Below are 22,501 nucleotides of genomic sequence, written 5' to 3' on the forward strand. Positions count from 1 at the left end.
GGCGTATGCTAGCTGAAGGATTCAGTTTTATCTATCTTCTTGTAAAATAACTCTATAGTATCTATTTATTCAACAACGGCGTAAGCTTTCAACATTCTCTTGAGAAAGTGTCAAATCTTTTATTTCTAATTGTACCGTATTCGCAATGATTTCCATTAGTTTGCATTCGGCATTTTCAGGATTGCAAATATCAAGTAAGATCTTCCTGAATAAGTATTGCTCCTCATTATCATACCCCAAAGCAATATTAATAGACTTTATGAGTTCTTGACGATCGCAATCATTGATTAACTCTCTTATCTTCCAGCCATCTTCGATTTGTAGGACTGGTGCAAGTCCTTGATGCATCATGTTGCCTAAATCCAATACAGATTTGAGCACACTCGAATTAAGTTGCTCCAGTATTACTTCGAGATTACTCAAGCTTGAAATTTTGGCGAGTCTTTTATTGCATTCAGCTTCAAGTTTTATCATCTCCTCCTTAGAGTAACCAAGGTAAAACTGCTCTGCAACCTTCTCATAAGGATCTTCATCATTCTCAGGGTTTTCCTTCGCATTTTTAAGCGCTTCGTATACCATTCGTGTACTTTGAAAATCTAATTTATTATTATTATTATCCTCAAGTAAGCTTTTTCCAGTCATATAAAGGGCCCCAAGTTGTTGTAGATAAGGTAAGTATTGTTGATTATTTTCTGATAATGGCCACTTTTCTTTATTTAGATTTATTAACATTCGAAGAAAATTAACTTCACTACATAATGTTTGAAAAGTATTATTTAGAACTAAAGTGTCAGAACTATGAAATTTCTTCAATAGAAATTCATCTAAAATATCTTTTGTAATAAAATCAATTGGGTTTTCCAAAAGGTCATCAAGGCTAGATGTGACATCAAAGGTTACAAACTCATACTCAGGATGAACTCTATCCAAGTACTCTTTACATATTCCATAGATATTTTGTGCTAGAACTTCAGGGTCGTTTAAATTAAAAAGACATGTAAACTCTCTGATCTCTGCTCCTCTTGTAGGAATCATTATTTTACCATCTTCTATGATTTTTGAAATATTCACTCCTGTCCATGCTAAGTGCTTTCCATCCGGAGATCGAACTATTTCGGTGTTTACTAGTTTTAAGTAATTTTCATCCAAAGAGTGGACAAACTCTGTGTTTAGCGTAAAGAATTCTCTTTCTCGCTCTAGTGGTTGCACCCATTTGGTTAGCCATTCCCGATAATTTTCATTGTTCCCCATAGCTGATAGGAAAACATGGTATATTCCCCCCATTTTTGAACTTAAAAATCGATTTGCCCACACTGCTCCCATAAGTTCAAGTTCTGCTAGAGTTTCCTTATACTTCTTTTGCTTCTCTAAGTCATTATTAAGGTCTTCAATTTGTTGGTAAAGCGTCATTGATTTTTGTATAAAGTCAAACATGAACCCCCACAAATAAGAATAGGATGTATTTTACTGTCCGTTTCTTTTGCTGGTATTTGTTTATCAGTATAGTTGATAAAATTCATTGATTCCTCTCCGCCAACCAATCTTGTCTTCCTTTTGCGTTTCGCCGAGATAGTAGCGTTAGGAGCTTCATATACGTGTAGCAGATTTGTAACAAAGTGTAATATAACTATAGTTATTTCAAGCAGTTCTAGACAGTAATTGCTAAATTGTTACATCGCAAGCTGCTGATTTTATTATATTTTAATCTTGATCAACTTGGCTGCGAACCAGGGGGTCGGAGGTTCGAATCCCTCAGGGCGCGCCATTTAAACCAGTAGGATCAGGGAGTTAAGTTCCTTGTTGTAAAGACTAAAAAAAGTACTGTAGCAAATTTGTAACACTTTTTTAAAATCCTACTATATTATGACTCCTCTTTTCAAACCTAACGAATTAATTCGGTTAGCTGCACCCCTCAATAGATCCCCAGATAAGTGCGTATAACGCAAAAGCATCTCAAAGCTGGACCATCCACCAAAATGTCACTAACTGGTAAATATTGCTCGTCAACAGCTGGACTCACAAACCCTACAAAGAACGCGAGTAAACTGTCCAGGAGATATGTAAGATGATTGAAATTTCAAAGCCTACACTCTATCAATATTTACGCGAAGCTGAGCTAGATAGTAATAAAACTATCACTTCTTATGCAATAATGAATGTTTAGGCATAACATGTAAAATTTGAAGAAGGTAATTATATATGAAATTTGGACATACTATTATTTATGTTACAGATGTAAAGGCGTCATTGTCTTTTTTCGAAAAAGCATTTGGTTTAAAAACTCGTTTTATCCATGAATCTGGATATGGAGAATTAGAAACAGGTGAAACTACCCTGGCTTTTGCTTCTCACGATTTAGGATCAAGCAATCTTTCTAGTGGTTACATAGCTGGAGACAAATCTATTAAACCACTTGGGGTGGAAATTGCCTTAATTACTGACTCGGTTATCCAGGCACATGCTCATGCTGTAGCCGTAGGTGCAACGTCTCTTCTAGAACCCTTAGTAAAACCTTGGGGACAAACAATATCTTATATTCGTTGTCCAGACGGCACTTTAGTTGAACTATGCTCACCCTTATTAACCTAGGAATTTGTAATGTCCTCTAAACAAGGCACTGTTGATTTTATTCTTGAGCAAATTACAACTGCAGGAACAGTTTATGCAAAAAAAATGTTTGGGGAATATGCCATTTACTGTGATGACAAAGTAGTAGCTTTAGTCTGTGATGATCAACTGTTTGTAAAACCAACCAAAGCAGGAAAGGCTTTTATTACTAATTATATTGAAGGGCATCCATACGCTGGTGCAAAACCTTATTTACTAATTTCGGGGGAAATGTGGGATGAAAGAGAGTGGCTAACAGCGCTCATTCAAATTACTGCATCAGAATTACCATTGACAAAAAAGAAGGCTCCTAGCCGCAAGCGTATAAAAACATAATATGCTCTCCAAAGGGGTATCTTCCTTAGCGTACGTTTCCGTACCTTTGGACTTCAAACCCCATTAGTTTTTTTGCTATCCCTGCACCAACTGCTCACCATCGATAATTACACCCAGAAAGTAGCCATATTATTTTTTAATTATTATCTTACCTATAAAAAAATTGTATACCCCAGATACAAATATTCAATTTCATTTTTTATATTCTCATCGGTAGGATACGGAGCGATCATTTTATACTGTCCAACGTTGCATCTCGCGGAGCATTTCATATCTCCCTTGAGCGAGGGACTGTTCCTAATGGGAGCATCTAAATATTACGTTATGGAAAAAAACGATGACTGCATTGAAATTAGAAATTTTAAAAAAAAGAGCGGAAATTGACAGCAGCTTTACAAGAGAATCTGCTCATCAGAAACAAATACTACAAGAGATTCAAGAGGAACTCGAGCTCGAGAATAAAAAGCTATCCCCTAAAGATCGCCTCGCATTAGAGGATGTCTTTTTCTGGGGAACGTTCACAAAGGAGTCTGAGCGATTATCTCATTCTCTCGTAACAAAAGCAGTATTATATTGTAAGCTCAGAAAAATATTGGAAGAGTTAAACTACTTCATCGATGATCACTTTTATCAAGAACTCGGCATCAAGGATACGTTAAGTAAAAAAGAAATCGAGCGCATCTTATGCAATTTCTTCAGAGAAGTTGATGATGCAATTGAACTTATCAATCATAATCGATCAGTATATGAGTTGGTGGTGGATTTTTTAAAATCAGCCCTTAATTTTGTTTGTTATGTATTGTCGTTTACCACACATCCCGGATTCTTTAGTACATCAGCGCAACCATTGTATGAAACCAAATCGAGCGTCATAAAACTCATCGATTTAAAAAATGAATTAGCTCAATTATCCAACCTTGATGCAAAAGATGATGAAGATTTACAGACATCATTAAATACAGGAAAGAAATTCTAAATTGTCGGGCAACTAATTGCCCGACTATAATCCCGCTCATCGAATTACCAATCCAAATTTATTCCAAAAAACAATGAACCTCATTCAAAACGAACGTAGCCTTTATGGAGCAACGCGCAATCAAGGTTTCAACTCCCCATCAACTGACAATGGAAAAAATACCAATATCTTCATCATTCTTGATGAAAAGATCGCATCCATTTCATCAATTTTGAATTTTCAAAGCACTTATTCAGGAAAAGAAATGAAAAATTTGAGGGGAAAATAAGATTTTCAAACAAGTCATTTTCTATAATAGCAAAAGATGGTGTAGTCCTGATTTTGCTCTTCATCAAACCTTGAATTACGTTAAACTCATCACCTTTCTAAAATTGTTAATTTTACAACAATTAATATGAGTAATCTTTAATAACCAAAGTGGTCCTCAAATTCGAATATGAGTGAGAATTATTCAGTAGGTTCTGATAAATACTGAACAAACATAAATTCCAATTTTACTTTAATCAGCACCTATAAAGAGTTCTTGAAATACCATTATCAGACCTTAATATAAGCTACATCGTGGAATTTATTATCCCCCCAATAAAATAGCCTTGATTTAAACTTCCAAGATTCGCAATTCTAACTCTTGGTATACATATCAACCCCTGCCCCACTACTTCTGGAACAATATTATTTTCTAGAATCTCTAGCAAAGTTTTTCCTAGTACTGGTTTTATTACAGCTCTTTCTTCATTTTCCATCCAGTAAAGCTGAAGATAAACTTTTGTTGCCTTTGGATTGTCAAAACCAACATAAGAAAAGGTTTCTTGAATAACCCCACTCTGAGCGGTATTCACATCCATATTGGGTACAGCGCGAAGAGCCTCATGAATCTGACTGAACAGATTTTTAAAATTGATTACATCAATGTTTATATTATGTGAAATAGTAAGTGTTAATTGCGGCATTGTTTATTTTCCTACTGAATTTTAGGTATTTCAATCAATGTAAGAATATTTATGGCACCATGAAAAAATAAAATTTTTACATTGCTCCATTATTCTCCTTTTTGTTGATTTAGAATCAATACTTATTAATCCCTCCTTATCTTTGCTTTTGGCTAATCTATTAAAAACACAAAACTTTAACCCTTAACTTTATAATTTTCAAAATTTCCAAACCCATAAGCACGGCTCTGATTCAGTTTCATCTTGCGATGGAAGCATTCTGTAATGCCGTTTTTATGGATTTGGGTGTCGTGATATAAGGATAATTCCTAAATCTACTGGAATAATATTCACTAAATTATTTTTCAAAATGAGCATTGAAATTTCACTTAAATATCACTATAGATTAATCACAATGCACTTTATAAGGAGGATGAATAACAACTACTCAAGAAGTAACATTTAAATCATATCTCTTATCGTTAAATTGAAAAATTTTTTGTTTCATTGTTAAAAATTAATTTAAAATTAAGAGGATTTAAGCTATGTCATCAGTTCAAATAACATTTCGTTCTGTTTCATACTCATCGGCAATTGAATGCCATATCGAGAAACATTGTAACAAACTCAAGAGAATCTATAGAAAAATAAATCATTGTCGAGTGGTCATCGATAGGGAGCAAAATAATCGACTTAAAGGAATAATGTTTCGTGTAAGCATTAATCTGACTATACTCGGCAAGGAAATCAGCAGTAGAAAGCAGAATCAAAATTTATATATTGCTCTACGTGATTGTTTTGCAGCTATTGAAAAATTATTAGAAAAACAGTTTAAAAGGAAAAATACAACCAGAAGATATCCTTTCTCTCTTGGTGAGCATCATATGCATGCAGAGCTACAATTATAGTGAAACTAAATAATATTTTTCTTTCAATTGCTAGTGGGGTAACTATATTAATACTGCCCCACTAATAAACATAAAAGCTGTTGTTAGTATATTTTCCCTCTCTAAAATAGATTAAAAATAGTACTCTTTATCTCTTGAAATTTAATTTGTTAGCCCTATCTACAGAGTATTCCAAACTAAATTATGAGGAGAATGTAATGAGCAAGTTAGTTCGAAGAAATTATTTTCCTGCAAATAACGTTGTAGGAAGCTTATTAGAACAATTTTTTAATACAGTACAAAATCAGGATGAAAACGATACCTCATTTATTGAAACCAGCGCATGGGCACCATCTGTTGATCTTAAAGAAGAAAGTGACCGATTTCTTGTGATTGCTGATCTTCCTGGAGTAAAAAAGGAAGATATGGATATTTCTTTAGAAAACCATGTACTCACCATAAAAGGTGAACGAAACATTGAAAAAACTGAAAATCAGAAAGACTATACCAGGAGAGAGCGAGTTCAAGGTCAATTTTACCGACGCTTTTACTTACCTGAAACAGCCAATGATAACCTCATTAGCGCTCGTTATACTAATGGCGTTTTAGAAATAATTATTCCTAAAAAAGAAAAAGCAGCTCCGAAAAAAATTGATATTTCAGTAACAGAATAAGCGGATTTTCATTGAGGTTTACTGAAACATCAGATAAAGCATCATAAAACGCTCGCTTACCCTAGGAAAAACACCATTTTTCAGGGTGTATTGTTTTATACACCCTGATGTAGCAATTGAATATAACAGCCAAGTTCCTTCATCCTAGTCGAATTCAACCGTCTAATGTGATTTCAATTAATAAGATAAATATCCAATTGGCTCTTTTACCTATTACACAATCAGTTAGTCTATACATCACTCCCTATGTACATATAAATTGGTGAAAAAAATTTATACAAAATTCATTCTTGTTAAAACACAAAAAGCGTTGAGTTATTTCAATTCAGGTCGTCTCTAGGCCTGTGGATTGAGAATCCATATTATCCCATTAAGGTAGCTTGCAAAAATAAGCCATATTAAATAAGGTATTAATAATAGTGTGATCCCTCTTTCCGTATTTTTAATTTTTAAGATGATGATTGCATTCAAACTAATCATTACCACTATCCATAAAAAACTAAATCCTATCCAATGCAGTTGAAAAAAGAGTGGTGTCCACATCCAATTCATGATGAGTTGTACTAGATAAAGATTAAATACCATTTTAGTTTGGGGTTTGCTACGATTTTCCCATAATCTAAACCCAACAATCGCGAGAAATGCATATAATACGGACCAAACAACGGAAAAAACCCACCCAGGAGGAGTTAGAGTTGATTTATATAGCCCATCATACCAAGAATAAATATTCGCTTGCGTTAATAGACCTAAAAAGAAACCTATTAATTCAAAAGATAAAATCCAAATAATCAATTTAATGCCTTTTGTTTTGCTCAAAATCTTCGCTCCATATTTTTGTTAGTCTTTAACTGATTATAATAATTTAAAGCCATCACCCTCGCCTCATGATGATTAATAATCGGCTTAGGATAATTTGTATTTAAATAGATCCTATTACACTCGGTTGACTCCCAAGGTGCATGAATTGACTGGTTGTCTAATTGAGAAAGCTCCGGAACCCAATGACGAATATAACTGCCATCAGGATCAAATTTTTGACTTTGTAATACTGGATTGAAAATACGAAAATAAGGTGCTGCATCAGCACCACATCCGGCGACCCATTGCCAACTCGCACTATTATTTGCTAAATCCGCATCGACAAGTGTATCTAAAAACCAATCGGCGCCCAAACGCCAATCTATGAATAAGCCCTTAGTCAGGAATGACGCAGCAATCATACGGACACGATTGTGCATGTATCCTGTTGCCCATAACTCTCTCATGCCCGCATCAATGATTGGATAACCGGTCAACCCTTTCTGCCAGCAAGCCAACAACTTCTCATCGTTGTGCCACGGAAATGCATCAAACTCCTTCCTGAAATTCTCCGATGGAAGTTTTGGGAAATGATAAAGTAAATACACTGAAAACTCCCGCCATCCGAGTTCTGAAAGAAAATGTTCCGCTGATGATAAATCACAACCAGGATCAAGCTTTGCAAACTCAATTGCTCTTAAAATGGTCCATGGACTAATTTCACCAAAATGCAAATGAGGGGATAAGCGTGAGGTTGCATTTTTAATAGGAAAGTCTCGATTTTTTTTATAACCATTAAGATGGCTCCCAATAAATTCATGAAGTTTAAGTTGGGCACCATCTTCTCCAGGAGTCCAATATTCGCTAAATCGGGCAGCCCAATTGGTGGTGGGCAATAATTTCCACTCCATAAGCTTATCGCTTCGCACGTCAATTCCAGCTGGACGATGTTCCAAATGACTAGCTGGTTGAATATTGAGCATTTGCTTACAGTATTTCCAGTAGGGAGTAAATACTTTAAAATAATCCCCGGTTTTATTTTTAATCGTCCAAGGTTCATGAAGCAAGCCGCCGTTAGAACTTAGTACTTCAATGCCCTGTTCTAACAATGTTGTTTTAATCTTTGTATCACGTGGAATAGTAGCTGGCTCATAACAGCGATTCCAATAGACATAATCAACAGAAATGGTTTTGGTTAAATCCAAAATAATCTCTAATGGATCGCCCTTGCGAAGAATAAGATTTAATCCACATTGCGCTAGAGAATCACTTAAAGAGCTTAGGCTATGATGAAGCCACCAGGCTTGGGCCCCTCCTAAAACACTATTATTTTCATCATAAATATAGAGCGGAATAATAAATTGATGATGAGAACACGCATCAATAAATGCAGGATTATCATTCAATCTTAAATCGTGTCTAAACCAGATTAATGCGGTAGTCATATAAATCTCAGGTAGATAGCCAATGTTCTAATTTATCATAATAAATTCATAGAAATGAGTAGAATAAGTGCGTTACATTGGAAAAAGCCTGGCTCATATTTTCTTAAAGCACTGAAGATGTCACATTTGATTTTTTGAAAGTAACAATCAAATTTGAATCTTTCGTATTGGTGGCCATAGAGTTCGGATCATAGCACTTTGGTAATTCAAATGCTTGACTGTAATTACTTTGAGAGTAGCTTACACTTTTGCTATTATCTTGTTCTCGCGTAATTTTTTGCGCTACGTTTAAGTTCACTATCAACTGCCCCTCTTTAACAGAGACATCAACTTTACTATCAGCGCCTTTTGGTAATTTTATTTTGTAGATAATCTCATTTTTTCTTTCCTTAATTTCAATATTATTTGTACTACCAAACGGCATTAGAGTGTGTTGATTCACCAAGTTATGTTGCATTTGTGAAAATTGACTTTTCATAAATTGATCCATAGCTTGCTGCATTTGATTCATTTGCTTCAAAATAGCATTAGGTGATTGAAAGAAAGGTTCGTTACTAAAGGGATCCACTGTTGCTTGCTGATTACTCGTTTGCGCTTGATTATTTAGTTTTGCCTCAAGTGCTATGGCTCCTGCTGATATCATAGTGATAAGAGGAACAGAGATTATAGGAAGCAGTTTGTTTTTCATCTAAATCTCCTTTCTAAATGTGATTTCGAAAATTCAATTTTTTTTGGATAAGCAGTTATGAGTTCATAGTTATACTCAATTTTACTCATCAAAAAACATGACTTCGCCAGGAGCAAAATCATACAAACCACCAATAATTTTAATGATTTTTTGATCCCTTAGCTCCTTTATAATATTACTTTTATTTAGAATATTCCGAATACTATGTTGATCTTTTTTACTAATCGTTTTCATAAATACTCCAATCCGATAACTGATTTATTCTTGCTTCTTTTGAATTTCCATAACGTTATTCTCTATGGTGTTACAAATATCATTCAGAGGTAAATGACTCAAATTCTCAATTGAAAAGGGGTTTTGTAGCTCCACACCTATTTGGTCTAATGAAAAAAGAGCATAGGCGACCAAAGTCACGATAATCGGGTTAATATACGCAGAGTAATTCACTAGAGCTACAGGAAGTATAATCAAAAATAAAAGGATAAATCGACGTGATTTGATTGCCATCACAAAAGGCATGGGCGTTTTTAATATCCGTTCGCATGCTCCTTGACAATCCAAAACTGTTTGACGAAGCTCTTCTGCTTTCAAAAAAGAAAACTGGTTTAATTTTCCACTTTCTTGCTTCTGCGACAACATTGAAGCCAGCTTTGATGAGATTAAATTAGGTTTGTGCTGCCAATGCTGCAATTCAGCATATGTATCATTAGATAATAAATGTTTTATTTCTTCTATAGATGTAACGCCCCTAAGACTATTTTTCATAAGATAAGGCATTGCCGCAATTAGACCTAGTATTTTATCTATTTCGTCCCTATTTGAAGACTCTATGTAACTTGTTATAATAATTGCCAAGTTTCTACTGCTATTAACCACATTGCCCCATAGTTTTCTTGCTTCCCACCAACGATCGTATCCCGCATTAACACGAAAAACTAAAATCAACCCCATAATTACCCCTGCATACTCAAAAGGACTTATCGGCAGAGACAGCGAGGGAATTGAAATACTTAATAAAGAGATAGAACACGCATAGATACATGCCGCCAAGACCTTTTTCCATACTCTGGGAGTAACCGAGCCATTAATGGCTAGCGCACACTCCATGAAATTAGGATATTCATATTGGTTTATAATTTTCTTATTTTCTTTCATAGCAATCACACCTGGTTTATGCTTACAACTTCTAGTTTTTTCGCATAATAGTTATATCTAAGAATCAATTAGCACTCGATCTTTATCTTTCAATTAACGCTTTTGCGTTTCGAAAACTGATCAAGGTGGCATTCAATTGCCGATGAGTTTGAACTGATGTCATAGCTTAAATCCTCTTAATTTAAATTAATTTTAAAAAATAAAACAAAAATTTTTCAATTTAATAGTAAGAGTCGAAACGTCTATTTACATCGTAAGAAGTTGTTATTAATCCTCATCAAAATAAAGCATTGTAGTGTTAATAGGGATTATTCGATCAAATTTCAAGATATTTTTTAAATAATTTTTAAGAAAAATTAGCATTCCATCATAACAATAAACCTTTAAGTGCTATATCATGAAGCAACATAGGCTTAGCCAGGCCTATGTTGCTTGAATAATTATTATTCTGAGGTAATTGCTATTTTTTTCTCAGTAGCTGCTTCTTTTTTAGGAATTAAAATTTCCAGCACTCCATGCGTATAACGTGCTGTGATTTTTGAATCATCTGCTGTTTGCGGCAAACTAAAACGTCGGTAAAATTGGCCTTGAGTCCGTTCTCTGCGTGTATAACCACTGCGCTCTTCTGACTTTTCAAAATGACGCTCTCCTTTTAAAGTCAACACATGTTGCTCCAAAGAAATATCGATGTCTTCGATTTTTACACCAGGAATATCAGCGAGCACTACAAAACGGTCTTTTTCTTCTTTGATATCCACAAGAGGAGACCACGAGCTTGTTTCAATATAGGAGGTATCCTCTCGAAGCGGATTAAAAAAGTTTTCCAGTAAGCCATTCATTTCTTGATACATAGGCAATGTTCTTCGTAAAGTATTCATAGTATCTCCTTGATTAGTGTTTTAGATAATCTAAAAATAGGGTCTTGATGGTCTCATTTCAAGGCCCCAAAATTTTTTCTTGCTCTCATAGAACTAAATCGCTTATTCTTGCGCGCCATATTATGGCCCCATATAGGGTGTACATTATTTATTAGTTAAGGGGAATGAGTGCAATGTGAATCACTTGCTCGAAGTTGCAATTAAATTGTTATCAGAGCGCCACCATACGGGGCAGGGTTTAAAACAAGAACTTGAAAAAGGTTTTTCAAACCATCCAGAACTTCACAAAGTGATAGAGTCAACAGTAAATCGACTTAAGGAGCTTCATTTACTCAATGACCATCATAAAGCTGAAACTTTAGCAGCTCGTTATGCACATAAAGGAAACCGATTTATTTCGCAAGTACTACATCAAAAGGGAGTCAATAACGAAGCCATTCTTCAAGCACTTCAAAATATGGGTGATGAATACTCCAAAGCAATGGATGAAGCACGTCGAAAAATGAGAGGTATGCATGGTGAATCATCTAAGCAAAAGAAAACACTACTGTATCGTTTTTAAGTGGCCGGCTGTTCTTTTGATTCGATAAAGCAAGTATGTATTACATTGACAGAGCAAGGTCTCCTTGATTCATCAGATAAATCAAAGGAGCCACTTGAATAAGGATTGTACTACCTTAAGCTTTTACTTAGAACCAAGCTTGTTTGCAGTTCAAATTTGAAAACCGACGATTTCTCGTCGGCTTGGGAAACATTGCACAGGCTGTAAAAATGCAGGCATTTACAGCCTAAATTCCAGCTATATCTATAGTATTCATTTGTATATCCATTCGCTTATTAGCACGCACAATAGAAACAGTGACTTGGTCCCCTACTTTTATTTCCGTAAGCATATTATATAACACATCATAATTAGGAACAGCATGACCATTAAGAGCTACAATAATATCACCTAATATGATTCGTCCCCAAGCATCTCGATGAGTACCTCTTAAATGCGCTAGAGACGCAGGAGTATCAGGTAAAACATCCGCAATCAATATCCCTTTATGTATACCCAATTGACGTGCAATAGTAGATGGAACACTTTGAATACCTATTCCAGACAATACCACTCGACCATTTTTTATAATTTGCGTTACGATACGTTCAATATCATCCGCAGGAACAGCAAAACCAATTCCAGCAGATGAACCTGAAGTAGAGTAGATCAAGGTGTTCATGCCAATTAACTGCCCAGCACTGTTTAGTAAAGGCCCGCCAGAGTTACCAGGATTAATTGGAGTATCTGTTTGAATCATGTTCCGGATTGTAACCCCACCGATCCCAGGAACTTTCCTCCCCAATGCAGAAATAACTCCTTTCGATAAGCTATGATCCAAGCCATAAGGATTACCTATTGCAATCGCCTTTTGACCCACTATAAGATCATTAAGATGGACTATTTGAAATGGCGTAAATTGCTTTAATAAAACCAGGGCTTGCGGTGCATCAATCTTTAAAACCGCAATGTCTTTACGAGGCTCTGCTCCAACTACTTTTGCAGGAACAGTCATTTTACCCAGAGTAATTGCCAGCTTATCCGCTTCCTTAATCACGTGATAATTCGTCACAACATATCCGTTATTATCCCAGATAATTCCAGAGCCAGCCCCATCTTTGACTTCCATTCTTTCAAGTGAAGAATTGGTGACTGTTGTCAATCTGTGAACATAGACTACTTTAGGTGACGCTTCATGAAAAACTTTAATTGTATTTTGTTCATCAGGAAGAAGAGAGTTTAGATCCAAACTGTACCCTGGGAAAACCAGAATAATGTATAAAGCAAAAGAAATAAAATATATAAACCGTTGTTTTGCCATCGATATATCTCCACTAATTAGCTTAAACCTAGGGCTCTTGCATAACCAGCATTGAAAAGACAATATTGAAGAAAAAAACTTAAAAAGTGAACTGCCCCAGGACTTCAAAATATTTTGCAACCTATTGGAAACACAGTCAATTGCTCCAATAAATGCTAGTTCCTGTTACTCATTCCTGCCATTTGCTGTATAACTCGCTGTCAAAGAATTGCTGCTGATATTCGGAACCTTAGTACCAAGCTTAAAACTGCTTTATCAATTCTTTAACAGAATCCATTATAAATGACTTGAAATGTTCCTTCGGATATTACTTAAAATTGTCTAAATTTTACTCCGTAAATATATTGAATACGCTACTCTCAGTAATTAAAGAATCGTTAAAAGATATAGTGTGTCCATAAAACTAGATTTCATACACGTGCTCTGTGTTACACTACACATTCACTTTTTCTCTTTTCCACGTGACAAGGTAAACTCATGCATATTTCACAAACAGTACAATGGATTCAATCAATAGTTATATCACTTAATCTATGTCCTTTTGCAAAACGTGAAATGGATAATAATGCTGTAAGAATTGGAATGAGTTCTGCCACCAGTTTCGAAGAGGGAATAGACTCCTTAAAAAAAGAAATTGAGCACTTAAACATCAATCCTACTACGGGTACTACACTTCTTCTTTTTCCTTATTTTTTAAGTGATTTTCTTATATATTTAGACTTCGTTGATCTTGCCAATGAAAATATAGTGCAGACAGGACATCAAGGGATATATCAATTAGCTACATTTCACCCGGCATACCAATTTCATGATACCAATATTGATGATGTAACTAATTATACCAATCGTTCTCCCTACCCCATGTTACATATATTAAGAGAAGATATGCTGGATCGTGCAATTGACTATTATGGAAACACTGAAGCAATTCCAGCGAACAACATCCTTCGCCTCCAGAGTCTTGGATTAGCAGAAGTAAAAAAACTTTGGGTTGAATCGTATTCGTGATATGGATTAAAGCTGACTACCCCCAACAATTATCTCTTGTACTTATTTTCCACCGTATTAAATTTTCTCAACATTTTGAACATTTGAAGTCGACATTTGAGCTAGGTTCTTCCTTTTTTCCTTCCAATATTTAGAAAATAAGAAAGGAAAGATCTGCCCCAAATGAGTTTCAAACTAAAACCAGGCCTATATTACGAAGATCTGCTTTGTAGAAACTAACAACTTCCTAAGAATAGAAATAGAAAAATCAAACGCACGTATTCTTTCATAGTATTTTTGTAATTCCATCTCTCTTAAATCTTCTGATTAGGAACTGCTATACTACAACAAACATTAATTACTCCCCTCATTTAATAGTTAAGATAAAGGTTTAAATAGCTTAATGTCAAAAATAAAAATATATAGACCCCAAAATTTCCGTACCTTTTTCTTCGAAATGGCGACTCCTTATCGTTGGTGGTTTTTTTTCATGCTGCTTGTGGGTATTTATTCATCCATCCATAGTGTGTTACAGCCCTATGTTTTAAAAATTCTTTTGGATGCAGTCGCTCATGCCGAACAGAAAAAGTTTCTCGAAGTCAGTCTGAAGCCAGCGTTATTACTTATTATCTTGGGATTTATAATTACCTTTATATGGCGTCTTTATAATTATATCGTTTTGCGGTCATTACCAAAAATGAAGGCAGATATCATTGCTGCAACCACTGCATATTTAAGAGATCAGTCATACGTTTTTTTTCAAGATCATTTAAGTGGCTCAATTAGTGCAAAAATTTCCGATTTAACAAGCAACATCCAGAATATCGTTAATACTTGGTTTAATATATCCAGGCAAGGTTTAACCATTATCTTTTCTATTGCTATGGTTGGTTTGGTTAGTCCTTATTTCAGCTTAATTTTTTTCGTTATATCAATCGCTTTTATTGCTACAGCATATTATTGTTCTCACAGTATTAAGCCCTATGCCAAAGCTTACGCTGAAGCACGAGCAAAAAATGTAGGAAACATTGTTGATTGTTTTTCTAACGTGCTTAATATGCTTTTATTTGCCAGAGAAAGCTATGAAGCACAATATTTAGAAAAAACAACAGCCAGTGCTGTTGAACATGATAAATCCATGCAATTTAAAAATATGCTCAATGCCTCCCTACTTGGTGGGTTTGCTTGGATTTTACAAGGGTCATCTATATTGTTACTACTTTTTCTCGGTAATAAAGGGACAATTTCTGTTGGGGATTTTGTATTGATCTTTATATTAGCAATTACAGTGATTGATCAGATCTGGTTTCTTACCGAGAGCTTATTAGTTGTGGGTGAACAAGCAGGACAATGTCAACAAGCTATTGATACGATTTTTACAGAGCATTATCAACAACCAAATCCAGAGGCCCCATCTCTTAACATTACTCATGGGAAAATTCTCATTGATAAGGTTTGTTTTGGCTATAAATCTGATGACATTATTATTGAAGACCTAAGTACTCATATACAAGGGGGTTCTAAAGTCGGCTTGGTTGGTTACAGTGGAGCCGGAAAAAGCACATTGGTTCAACTCATCATGCGTCTTTATGATGTCCAAAATGGAAAGATTTTAATAGACCAGCAGGATATTAATACAGTGAGCAAAAAAAGTCTGCGCGAAAATATAGCGTTTATACCTCAAAACCCTAGTTTATTTCATCGCACTGTTTATGAAAATATACTGTATGGCAGAATTGGTGCTTGTTATGAGGAGGTTCTTAATGCCGCTAAAAAAGCTCATGCGCATGAATTTATTATCAACTTACCTCAAGGATATGACACCTATGTTGGAGAAAGAGGGATTAAATTATCTGGCGGACAATGTCAAAGAATTGCGATTGCAAGAGCGATTTTAAAAGATGCGCCTATTTTGATCTTAGATGAAGCCACAAGCTCACTGGATTCTTTAACAGAAAAGCTGATCCAAGAATCATTACACATTGCAATGAGCAACCGAACGGTTATCGTGATAGCACATAGATTATCAACCATTTTATCTATGGATAATATTCTAGTTATGGACAAGGGTAAAATCATCGAAATGGGTAACCATAAACAGCTAATTGATGCCGGCGGTTTTTATAATACATTATGGAACGCTCAAAGCGGACATAGTTTTATTTAAAAAAATAGAACGTGAACAAAAAAACATTGGGGTCACAAACTCAGACTACTACAACAAATGGGCTGAACAGTCTGAGTCTGATCCTTTGGTTATGAAGTTAATATTTTATTTTTTATGTAAACACCTGCTGGTTTTAAATTACTGTCAAGCCATGCTCCACTCAAACAGGTATTCGTTTTCCAAATAGCTCCTGAACGAAAATCATCCGAGTAGTTCCAGTTCGTCCATCCTATTTGTTTACTAGCCATTAACTGCATGTACCGATCGGACATAGTAAAATCGTTCGCACCATCTCCGCTAAAGGTTTGGGTCCCAAATTCCGTTACAAAAATAGGTAAGACTTGAGATGCACTATCAAGAGCATTTAAATACTGTTCCCTATGGGAGGCTGCGTAAAAATGAAAGGTATACATAACATTAGGGAATGGTACTGGATTGTTAATAATTTCCTGATAAGTACCTCCTTCAGAAACCCCTAAGGAACTCCATCCCCTGGTACCGACGAGAATGGGTGCATTAGGATCAATGGCGCGGATTACTGGAATAATCTGCTCAGCATAATTTCTAATTGTGGTCCAACTGACACCATTAGGCTCATTTGCAATTTCATATAAAAGATTATTTTTGTTTTTATTTGCTGTAGTGATATCCGTAAAGAATTTTTTTGCGCGAGTTAAATTATAGTTAGGATCACCAGGATTCAGTATATGCCAATCTACTATTACATAGATTCCTCGATCATAAGCTTCATTAATAAGATTATTCACTTGATTGGTATATTTAACTGGATCTGTTTCATAGCCTCCTTCTTGAACATAAAGAGACAATCTGATTACATTAGCTTTCAAGTTATCAATCAAATAGTCCATAGATCCGGAGGTGATGCACGTTCCCACTCCGTACCATTGCAAACCATGGGTACTCATTCCCTTTAACTGTATTGGATTTCCCATTTTATTACATAGTTTGGCGCCACAAACAGTTAACTGACCATTTATAGCTAAAGGCGTGCTTCCTGTTTGCGAAGTTAACGTAATTGTCTCGATACCGTTTGCAGTAGCAGTTAAGGGTTGAGGTGAAAAATCTACAGAATATCCTGCAACCTCTTCAGAGGAAACAGTATAAATAATGCCATCGGTAAGTAGAACAGTATCTGAACCAGAACCATTGGCTAAAGAGACCGTTTTGATTACCGCTGCCGCTCCATCATTAGGAGTAAATGTCAAAGTCAAGGCAGATAAGGTTGCAGGGCCCCCCGTTACGTTTAAAGTTACCGAAGCTTGAGCAACCTGTACACAATGATACGTTAAATGAGTAGAAGGTGCGTTCGATCCCGCAACTACGCTGGAAGGTGAAAATGTTGGAGCGCAATTATATCCATTAAAATTAATGGGGGCAGTTGAAAGTTGGTACATACTACCCTCTTTTAGTTGCGTCACCGTCTCAGAGGTATTCCAGGAAACGGTTTGAGTTAGAGAGCCTCCGTCCTGATTACTTAATAATACGGTAGGATTACTACTGTAACCGCTTAATTCACTGGGTAATGCTTGCAAATTAATGGTGATTTTTCCTGTTTGTGGCGTTTTGGTATAACTTATAGTCGAAGTGACTTGCTGATTTACGGTCAATGCAAAACTATTAGGAACAGCACTTCCTTGATAAGTATTCCCCATACCGTCAGCTACTGTATCAGCAGACAGGGTATAATTTCCAACAGCTAAGTCATTAACATTAATTGTTGTATCCCATGCAAGTTGTATATCATTTATTTTCTGACCATTCATGAATAAATGAACTAAAGCATAGTTTTGTGTCACTTGATCGGGTTTCTTAGTAGAATTTTTTAGTATTAAAGTACCTGTCTCTACAGGAGTTTCTATATATACATTAGTACTTCCTTCGATATGAGTATCTGAACTTACTCCATATTTAATAAAAATAGAGCTGCCTATAGGTAATTTCGAATCGGCCCCTGGGTATGAGGGAAAATGCAAATTAAAGGTAGCCAGGTATTTACCATCAGTTTGTGCTTGGGAAGTGATATTCAGTGCATTATCAGGATAAGGTAATGGACTAAAATCCCCCCAAAAATTAGTATTTAACGCGGATGAATTCTTAAATGTTACGGTTGCATTTTGAAAATCCACGGGTTTGTTACATCCATTAGTCAATTTTAAAGTAACTGATTTCCAATGTTGATCCCCTGTTGTTATAAATTGTGTTGAAATACAGGCCGTTGGCTGAGGAATAAGGGGGGAAGATACTGGTTGTGCAACCCCTGCTTGAGCAATTGCAATCAATGTTCCCAAACCTAAAAGGTGATATCTCATAAATCGTTCCTTATGAATTAATTGAGACAACTAAAATTAAATTTAAAAAAAACTTCATCCCTAAATTTTTTATTAGGGTCAAAGACCATATACTAAAAATTTTTTAAAGTAAAACCAGGTTGTTAAGTTTGGAAAAGTTTATGTGTCTGGGTATTTTTACTGCGAACGAACATAAGCAGAATCTACTTCTTTTCTTAAAAATTAAAAATCCAAGTTTCGAATTAATTTGGTTCTAAAAACCAGTCGGGAATGTCTCGTTTACTCCAATGCCCCAAATGCCGTTTACGTATTTTATAATACTGTCGGTATGCTTTTATTGGATCTTCTTGTTTAAATTCATCGGGTAAAGCCTGGGGTCTCTTAGTCAAACCATGATCTACAAGAGGTGGAAGTGCCAAAGTCAAAATCACATCATAAGATTTGTGATTGTATGTGTGGTTAAATCGATATTTGTATTCTTCATTTAATGCACAGGCTAATTTTTTCAGCCATAGCCAATTAGACAATGATTCATTCACCCATAATACACATGGATGTTTTAAATGGGTCGGTTTATAAGGCGCTTCGATTTGATGCAACCACAAGACGGAGCATAGGAGTTGTGCCGATTCAAGTAACATTTTAACCACATGCTTATCACAGTGAAAACGAGCACATTGGGTTATATCCGAATCTAAGTAAAAAATATTCATTTTATCTCGGGTTCAATTTCAGCAGCTTAGACTTTGCCCTAACAAACCATAGTTTTAATAGATTGTAGTCGAAGCAAGTTACCAACTAGTTTGGCTGAAAAAATTAAAATTTTATTGGATTAAATTTCCATTATTTTCCAGCAAAGAATAACAGACATTGATTATCCTCCGATCTTTCTTTTTATTTTTCAAGGGCCCCTTGTAATCTGGAGTTTTGATAGATAACTTGCTTTTGGTAGTCAAATACCCCGAAAACAGTACTTTAAAATACTCGAGGATTAAATCAGGATGCTTCATTTAGAAAAAATTTTATATTTGCCAATATAAGTCAACTTATCAGATGTAAAAGATCGGTAACAGGACTGTTTATTTTAAGCTCGATATGGTAAATCAACATCTGAGACTTCTGCATGGTAAAAAATGACCTTAAAGGTGTACGAGAAAAAATTTCAAGTCAGCAGTGTCAAAAAACAAAATCGATAGCACTACAATATCAAATTATCTCATGAGTTATTATATGGCAAATAAAACGAAACGGGTCATTGTCGCTGCAATAGGAACTTTCCTAGAATGGGCTGAATTTACTTATTTCGCTTATATTGCCAATATTATTGCTGTATTGTTTTTTCCCGAGCTGAGTAGTCGTCTGGGGTTAATTGCAACTTTTTCTGTTTTTGCTGTTGGCTATTTTTTTCGACCATTAGGCTCTCTTTATTTTGGATATCTAGGGGATAAGCTGGGCCGACGCCTTGCGTTGCAGGCATCGATAATGCTTATGGGCGTTTCTTCGCTATTGATTGGGAGTCTTCCTACCTACAATAGTATTGGAGTTCTGGCACCAATTTTATTGGTTTTATTACGATGTACTCAAGGTTTTGCTGTTTCAGGTGAGTTTAATGGCAGTGCTATCTATTTGATTGAGCATGATCTAGAAAAACCTTGTCAGGCTGGCAGCTGGACAGGATTTGCTTCAGCATTAGGAATGATGTTTGGTGGATTGATGGCTACTTTAATTTCTTTTAACCAGATGCCCGTCTGGGCCTGGCGTATTCCTTTTCTATTAGGCACTTTATCTTGCTTCTGTGCTTTGTATTTTCGAAGAAACTTGAGTGAATCCCCTGCTTTTTTAGCAATGACAAAGGAAAGGGTAACAAACCCTCTAAAAATTTTATTTAAAAATTACAAAAATAAATTGCTCAAAGCCGCATTACTAGTGGCCGCATTGAGTATTTATATCTATATCATGAATGTTTATTATGCTACTCATTTAACAAAATACACTACATTGCAGGCCACTGAAACAAAACTCATTGTAACCCTAGCACAAGGATTTGTTGCTTTATTTATCTTTTCAATAGGTATTCTCGCTGATCAGATTAATGAGCAACGTCTGATTGCGATTGGTTTAATTGGTTATTTTATATCTGCTCCTTTGGCTTATTTAGTTCCTCAAACCAATTCATTTATCTTGATTTTGTCAGCACAAATTCCATATGCTTTATGCAATGCCCTAGTTGGCGTACCTATATTTAAGCTATTGAATGATTTTTTTCCAACTCATATAAGGTATAGTGGTGTATCTATTGCCTGGGGAGTAAGTACAGCTATTTTTGGCGGAACAGCTCCATTGGTTGCAGTTTATTTACAAAACTTATTCACACTCGCGATTGCCCCTGTATTTTATATACTTTTATCAGCTGCCATTGCCTTGCTTGTTTTGCAAAATGAAAAAGCATAAGGTAGATCTTGCAAGATTAGATCTATTATTGCTCATCCTGTTGTTTTTTATGACTTGGCAATCCATCCTTTTCCATACGTTTTGGTATCTTTTAAATTTTTAACACCAAAGAAACATTACTCTTATTCGGGATGAGCCTCTTTTCGTCAATGGAGAAACCTACCCCTATTACAGTATAGAGGTAGCAGAAAAATTTTTTACAGAGGGAGAGGTGTCTCTCTTGTTCCAAACCTCCTGATGCATCGATTTTTTGGATAGCGTCTTATATCCAAACTATCTATGTTTAAATATCCGATTTATATCTGGCTCAGCTTCAACTATATTATCTGAACTGGTAATAGCTTCTTCTTTATCCGTAACTGTTTCTTTTTCTACTGAGTTCTTTTTGTCTTTTTCTTCATCCAACACTTGTTTGGATATATCCAAAAAAGACCATCTTTTTGTAGCATTGCCAGTTTTTTTTGCACCATTAGTTTCTTTCGACATCATTGTTTTACTCCTTGCGAACAAATTATGAACATTACAAGCACGATATATTAACTTTAGCAGATATAGGTAATTTAATTATACTTTAAATGTCAGGGTAGGCTCTTCCTGCGGATACTCAAGTTCGAAACCCTTTTCAATTAAAGGACCAAAATATTCGGCAATTGTGCGGACAGGCTTTTCCAAATATAAAGATTCCCCAGGTTTTGCTTTAGGATTAATATTTTCTTTCTTAATCCAATTTTGCATCATTTCCTCATTATAAATATTGATCTCTTTCGTTTGCATATTGATTGTAGCAAACATGGTCAATTCTCGTTCAGGACTATTATTATCAAACATCGCCACAGATACATTAGAACCTACTAACTCCTCTTGATTTAAAGATTTCATCATTTCTCCAGGAACTGCTTGATGTGATCCCAGAAGACCTTCTGTATGCTCATATCGTTGCGTCGTTTTCCCTCGACCATGCGCTCGTTCAACAGCAGATGTTACATCCGTAGAAATCGCAACAATATCTACTTCACCATAGCGCTGATTCGCCTCTCGAAGCTCATCAGGTTTTAATTTGGTTTGGTCATGAAGAAAACCAGGGTATCGTTCTCCACCCAGTGTCGTGCTTTTTTTTGCTATAACTTGCATTACCCTTTCTTTAACCAACAAGGCCTCTTCGTATGTGAATTGAGAGTATTTCAGGGGATCTACTTCTGGTTTCTGCAGAAAAGGCTTAAGCCTATCCGCATTATGATGAACGAGTTGATTCCATGCTATAGGTTCAGGCTCATATTGGCCAATAACTTTTGAAACGAGTTTAAGGCAACTCCCTTTTCCAGAGGCAACTCCTCCAGTAGTAAATACAG

At 35.5% G+C, this 22,501-nt stretch carries 21 protein-coding genes and 2 pseudogenes; 9 read left to right on the forward strand and 14 right to left on the reverse strand.

Annotation, left to right across the window (positions count from 1 at the left end; genetic code table 11):
- Nucleotides 1–69: 69 nt before the first annotated feature.
- A complete protein-coding gene (locus Lpar_RS13855) occupies nucleotides 70–1,434 on the reverse strand; it encodes a hypothetical protein (RefSeq protein WP_058518481.1) in 1,365 nt (454 codons plus the stop codon).
- A 765-nt stretch (nucleotides 1,435–2,199) separates the two neighbouring features.
- Between Lpar_RS13855 and Lpar_RS13860 the strand changes: the two genes are divergently transcribed.
- From Lpar_RS13860 to Lpar_RS13870, 3 genes are all read left to right on the forward strand, one after another.
- Entirely contained in the window at nucleotides 2,200–2,589 is a 390-nt protein-coding gene (locus Lpar_RS13860) for a VOC family protein (protein ID WP_058518482.1), read from the forward strand.
- Nucleotides 2,590–2,598: 9 nt separating this feature from the next.
- Nucleotides 2,599–2,943 carry a TfoX/Sxy family protein gene (locus tag Lpar_RS13865; RefSeq protein WP_058518483.1) on the forward strand — a complete coding sequence of 115 codons (345 nt, stop codon included), beginning with the start codon at nucleotides 2,599–2,601 and terminating at the stop codon, nucleotides 2,941–2,943.
- A 337-nt stretch (nucleotides 2,944–3,280) separates the two neighbouring features.
- A complete protein-coding gene (locus tag Lpar_RS13870; protein ID WP_058518484.1) occupies nucleotides 3,281–3,919 on the forward strand; it encodes a hypothetical protein in 639 nt (212 codons plus the stop codon).
- 554 nt (nucleotides 3,920–4,473) lie between these two features.
- Here Lpar_RS13870 and Lpar_RS13880 read toward each other — a convergent pair.
- Together Lpar_RS13880 and Lpar_RS19700 are read right to left on the reverse strand one after the other, a co-directional pair.
- The gene (locus Lpar_RS13880) at nucleotides 4,474–4,869 is read right to left on the reverse strand and encodes a hypothetical protein (RefSeq protein WP_058518486.1); all 396 of its coding nucleotides are present in this window, start codon (nucleotides 4,867–4,869) and stop codon (nucleotides 4,474–4,476) included.
- A gap of 160 nt (nucleotides 4,870–5,029) precedes the next feature.
- Nucleotides 5,030–5,141, reverse strand: a pseudogene (locus tag Lpar_RS19700) (transposase); the annotation flags it as partial.
- Between the two features lie 252 nt (nucleotides 5,142–5,393).
- Between Lpar_RS19700 and hpf the strand changes: the two are divergent.
- Together hpf and Lpar_RS13890 are read left to right on the forward strand one after the other, a co-directional pair.
- Nucleotides 5,394–5,756 carry a ribosome hibernation-promoting factor, HPF/YfiA family gene (gene hpf, locus Lpar_RS18590; RefSeq protein ID WP_082650393.1) on the forward strand — a complete coding sequence of 121 codons (363 nt, stop codon included), beginning with the start codon at nucleotides 5,394–5,396 and terminating at the stop codon, nucleotides 5,754–5,756.
- A 197-nt stretch (nucleotides 5,757–5,953) separates the two neighbouring features.
- Nucleotides 5,954–6,409: an Hsp20/alpha crystallin family protein gene (locus Lpar_RS13890; protein WP_058518488.1), complete on the forward strand. Its 456-nt coding sequence runs from the start codon at nucleotides 5,954–5,956 to the stop codon at nucleotides 6,407–6,409.
- A 336-nt stretch (nucleotides 6,410–6,745) separates the two neighbouring features.
- On the opposite strand, the gene Lpar_RS13895 is transcribed toward Lpar_RS13890, so the two are convergent.
- From Lpar_RS13895 to Lpar_RS13915, 6 genes are all read right to left on the reverse strand, one after another.
- Nucleotides 6,746–7,228 (reverse strand): TspO/MBR family protein, encoded by a 483-nt coding sequence (locus tag Lpar_RS13895; protein WP_058518489.1) that lies wholly within the window; start codon nucleotides 7,226–7,228, stop codon nucleotides 6,746–6,748.
- A complete protein-coding gene (locus Lpar_RS13900) occupies nucleotides 7,225–8,655 on the reverse strand; it encodes a cryptochrome/photolyase family protein (protein WP_058518490.1) in 1,431 nt (476 codons plus the stop codon). Before Lpar_RS13900 ends, Lpar_RS13895 begins: the two co-directional genes overlap by 4 nt.
- 103 nt (nucleotides 8,656–8,758) lie before the next feature.
- A complete protein-coding gene (locus tag Lpar_RS13905) occupies nucleotides 8,759–9,343 on the reverse strand; it encodes an Hsp20/alpha crystallin family protein (protein WP_058518491.1) in 585 nt (194 codons plus the stop codon).
- Nucleotides 9,344–9,424: 81 nt separating this feature from the next.
- A complete protein-coding gene (locus Lpar_RS18925) occupies nucleotides 9,425–9,577 on the reverse strand; it encodes a hypothetical protein (RefSeq protein WP_156416213.1) in 153 nt (50 codons plus the stop codon).
- Between the two features lie 24 nt (nucleotides 9,578–9,601).
- Nucleotides 9,602–10,498 (reverse strand): bestrophin family protein, encoded by an 897-nt coding sequence (locus tag Lpar_RS13910; protein ID WP_058518492.1) that lies wholly within the window; start codon nucleotides 10,496–10,498, stop codon nucleotides 9,602–9,604.
- A gap of 443 nt (nucleotides 10,499–10,941) precedes the next feature.
- Nucleotides 10,942–11,376, reverse strand: a complete 435-nt coding sequence (locus Lpar_RS13915; protein ID WP_058518493.1) for an Hsp20/alpha crystallin family protein — start codon at nucleotides 11,374–11,376, stop codon at nucleotides 10,942–10,944.
- A 175-nt stretch (nucleotides 11,377–11,551) separates the two neighbouring features.
- Here Lpar_RS13915 and Lpar_RS13920 point away from each other — a divergent pair, with 175 nt between their 5' ends.
- A complete protein-coding gene (locus tag Lpar_RS13920; RefSeq protein WP_065236076.1) occupies nucleotides 11,552–11,938 on the forward strand; it encodes a regulatory protein RecX in 387 nt (128 codons plus the stop codon).
- A 226-nt stretch (nucleotides 11,939–12,164) separates the two neighbouring features.
- Here Lpar_RS13920 and Lpar_RS13925 read toward each other — a convergent pair whose 3' ends face one another.
- Nucleotides 12,165–13,238 carry a S1C family serine protease gene (locus Lpar_RS13925; RefSeq protein WP_058518494.1) on the reverse strand — a complete coding sequence of 358 codons (1,074 nt, stop codon included), beginning with the start codon at nucleotides 13,236–13,238 and terminating at the stop codon, nucleotides 12,165–12,167.
- 477 nt (nucleotides 13,239–13,715) lie between these two features.
- Here Lpar_RS13925 and Lpar_RS13930 point away from each other — a divergent pair, with 477 nt between their 5' ends.
- Both Lpar_RS13930 and Lpar_RS13935 read left to right on the forward strand, forming a co-directional pair.
- Nucleotides 13,716–14,246, forward strand: a complete 531-nt coding sequence (locus Lpar_RS13930; protein ID WP_065236077.1) for a DUF1415 domain-containing protein — start codon at nucleotides 13,716–13,718, stop codon at nucleotides 14,244–14,246.
- Nucleotides 14,247–14,628: 382 nt separating this feature from the next.
- A complete protein-coding gene (locus Lpar_RS13935; protein ID WP_065236078.1) occupies nucleotides 14,629–16,392 on the forward strand; it encodes an ABC transporter ATP-binding protein in 1,764 nt (587 codons plus the stop codon).
- Nucleotides 16,393–16,481: 89 nt separating this feature from the next.
- Here the strand turns inward: Lpar_RS13935 and Lpar_RS19260 are convergent, their stop codons facing one another.
- The gene (locus tag Lpar_RS19260) at nucleotides 16,482–18,722 is read right to left on the reverse strand and encodes a glycoside hydrolase family 5 protein (protein ID WP_058518495.1); all 2,241 of its coding nucleotides are present in this window, start codon (nucleotides 18,720–18,722) and stop codon (nucleotides 16,482–16,484) included.
- A 221-nt stretch (nucleotides 18,723–18,943) separates the two neighbouring features.
- Complete coding sequence (locus Lpar_RS13945) at nucleotides 18,944–19,414, reverse strand: pyrimidine dimer DNA glycosylase/endonuclease V (RefSeq protein ID WP_058518496.1); 471 nt, start codon at nucleotides 19,412–19,414, stop codon at nucleotides 18,944–18,946.
- Between the two features lie 517 nt (nucleotides 19,415–19,931).
- Between Lpar_RS13945 and Lpar_RS13950 the strand changes: the two genes are divergently transcribed.
- The gene (locus Lpar_RS13950) at nucleotides 19,932–21,152 is read left to right on the forward strand and encodes an MFS transporter (RefSeq protein ID WP_172465766.1); all 1,221 of its coding nucleotides are present in this window, start codon (nucleotides 19,932–19,934) and stop codon (nucleotides 21,150–21,152) included.
- Between the two features lie 273 nt (nucleotides 21,153–21,425).
- Here Lpar_RS13950 and Lpar_RS13955 read toward each other — a convergent pair whose 3' ends face one another.
- Both Lpar_RS13955 and Lpar_RS19420 read right to left on the reverse strand, forming a co-directional pair.
- Complete coding sequence (locus Lpar_RS13955) at nucleotides 21,426–21,641, reverse strand: hypothetical protein (RefSeq protein ID WP_058518497.1); 216 nt, start codon at nucleotides 21,639–21,641, stop codon at nucleotides 21,426–21,428.
- A gap of 75 nt (nucleotides 21,642–21,716) precedes the next feature.
- Nucleotides 21,717–22,501 (reverse strand): annotated as a pseudogene (locus tag Lpar_RS19420) (hypothetical protein); the annotation flags it as partial.

It is taken from the genome of Legionella parisiensis, assembly GCF_001467945.1.
In the GTDB taxonomy this organism is placed as follows: Bacteria; Pseudomonadota; Gammaproteobacteria; order Legionellales; family Legionellaceae; genus Legionella; species Legionella parisiensis.

Coding starts and splice junctions, on each gene's coding strand:
- Lpar_RS13865 (WP_058518483.1), top strand. CDS start 2,599: ATGTCCTCTAAACAAGGCACTGTTGATTTTATTCTTGAGCAAATTACA.
- Lpar_RS13855 (WP_058518481.1), bottom strand. CDS start 1,434: ATGTTTGACTTTATACAAAAATCAATGACGCTTTACCAACAAATTGAA.
- Lpar_RS13880 (WP_058518486.1), bottom strand. CDS start 4,869: ATGCCGCAATTAACACTTACTATTTCACATAATATAAACATTGATGTA.
- Lpar_RS13915 (WP_058518493.1), bottom strand. CDS start 11,376: ATGAATACTTTACGAAGAACATTGCCTATGTATCAAGAAATGAATGGC.
- Lpar_RS13955 (WP_058518497.1), bottom strand. CDS start 21,641: ATGATGTCGAAAGAAACTAATGGTGCAAAAAAAACTGGCAATGCTACA.
- Lpar_RS13870 (WP_058518484.1), top strand. CDS start 3,281: ATGACTGCATTGAAATTAGAAATTTTAAAAAAAAGAGCGGAAATTGAC.
- Lpar_RS13925 (WP_058518494.1), bottom strand. CDS start 13,238: ATGGCAAAACAACGGTTTATATATTTTATTTCTTTTGCTTTATACATT.
- Lpar_RS18925 (WP_156416213.1), bottom strand. CDS start 9,577: ATGAAAACGATTAGTAAAAAAGATCAACATAGTATTCGGAATATTCTA.
- hpf (WP_082650393.1), top strand. CDS start 5,394: ATGTCATCAGTTCAAATAACATTTCGTTCTGTTTCATACTCATCGGCA.
- Lpar_RS13950 (WP_172465766.1), top strand. CDS start 19,932: ATGGCAAATAAAACGAAACGGGTCATTGTCGCTGCAATAGGAACTTTC.
- Lpar_RS13935 (WP_065236078.1), top strand. CDS start 14,629: ATGTCAAAAATAAAAATATATAGACCCCAAAATTTCCGTACCTTTTTC.
- Lpar_RS13860 (WP_058518482.1), top strand. CDS start 2,200: ATGAAATTTGGACATACTATTATTTATGTTACAGATGTAAAGGCGTCA.
- Lpar_RS13900 (WP_058518490.1), bottom strand. CDS start 8,655: ATGACTACCGCATTAATCTGGTTTAGACACGATTTAAGATTGAATGAT.
- Lpar_RS13890 (WP_058518488.1), top strand. CDS start 5,954: ATGAGCAAGTTAGTTCGAAGAAATTATTTTCCTGCAAATAACGTTGTA.
- Lpar_RS19260 (WP_058518495.1), bottom strand. CDS start 18,722: ATGAGATATCACCTTTTAGGTTTGGGAACATTGATTGCAATTGCTCAA.
- Lpar_RS13910 (WP_058518492.1), bottom strand. CDS start 10,498: ATGAAAGAAAATAAGAAAATTATAAACCAATATGAATATCCTAATTTC.
- Lpar_RS13945 (WP_058518496.1), bottom strand. CDS start 19,414: ATGAATATTTTTTACTTAGATTCGGATATAACCCAATGTGCTCGTTTT.
- Lpar_RS13930 (WP_065236077.1), top strand. CDS start 13,716: ATGCATATTTCACAAACAGTACAATGGATTCAATCAATAGTTATATCA.
- Lpar_RS13905 (WP_058518491.1), bottom strand. CDS start 9,343: ATGAAAAACAAACTGCTTCCTATAATCTCTGTTCCTCTTATCACTATG.